The organism is Stenotrophomonas sp. P5_A8 (assembly GCF_056400545.1).
Genome location: NZ_JBFULB010000573.1, coordinates 1 through 1,186, shown reverse-complemented (window position 1 = coordinate 1,186; position 1,186 = coordinate 1). Strand labels below are relative to the sequence as shown.

General features: G+C 68.2%; 1 protein-coding gene. It reads right to left on the bottom strand.

Annotation, left to right across the window (positions count from 1 at the left end):
* Positions 1-89: 89 nt before the first annotated feature.
* A partial coding sequence (locus AC1DQP_RS20750; RefSeq protein WP_478052464.1) for an acetylornithine deacetylase occupies positions 90-1,186 on the bottom strand: 1,097 nt, incomplete at its 5' end.

The window sequence follows — 1,186 nt, the reverse complement described above, 5'->3', positions numbered from 1 at the left end:
GCTGGGAAGAAGGCATTTCGGTATCGTCACAGGCGGCCGGGGCCGCGATGGGGGAACCGTCAGTGGCAGGCCACGACGGGATCATGGCGTCAGGCGCCTTGGGCGATGATGCGGTGCACCGACGCGGCGTAACGCTGCAGCTGTTCCAGCGTCACGAACTCATCGGCGGTGTGGGCCTGGGCGATGTCGCCCGGGCCGTACACCAGCGTGGTGTAGCCCCCGGCGGAGAACAAGGAGGCTTCGGTCCAGAAGTCCACCGCGTTGCCGATCGGGATTTCCAGTGCATCGGCCACGTCACGCGCGGCCAGGCGGCGGTTCTCGGCCTCGGCGATGTCACCGGCCGGGAAGCTCGGGCCACGGAAGGTCTCGGTGAACACCGCGGCCTCCGGCTCGGCAAACCCGGCGAAGGTGGCCAGCAGCGCGTCGATGTCCATCGACGGCAGCGGACGGAAACCGAACCGCACCTCGGCCGCCGGGGCGATCATGTTGGCCTTGATCCCGCCTTCCACGCGCCCGATGTTGAAGCGCAGGCCGGTCAGCCCGCCAAAGCGCGCATGCGCCAGCGATTGCACATGGTCCAGCGCGCGGTTGCCCCAGCGCATCGCCTGGTGCAGCGCACTGGCGGCCGCATCCTGCTTGCCCGACGCATGCCCGGCCCGGCCCTTGAACTGCATCAGCACCGAGCTGATGCCACGGTGCGCGAGCACCGCTTCGCTCATGGTCGGCTCGGCCACCAGCACCGCCTCATACGGAATGCCGCGCGCCAGGAACGCAGCGATGCAGCGCGGATCGTTGGCTTCCTCGTCGCTGGAGAACAGGAACGCGGCATCGCCCTCGCTGGCATTGGCAGCGGCCACCAATGCAGCGGCGGCCCCCTTGATGTCGCACACGCCCAGGCCGATCACCCGGTCCTCCGCGCGCCGCATCACGTGCGGGTCGGCGCTCCAATGCGGCGAGTCCGGCACGGTATCCAGGTGCACGTTGAACAGGTACTTCGGCGTCCCGCGCACGGCATACAGACTGACCGCACCGTCGCCATGGTCGATCACCTCCACGTTGAACCCGGGCAGGTGGGCGCGCAGGTAATCGAAGATGCCGCCGGTGGTGATCGCACGCGGCGGATTGCGCGTGTCGAAGGACACGAGCTGCTGCAGGTGATCGAGTGTCTGTTCAAGCATGTGCGTAG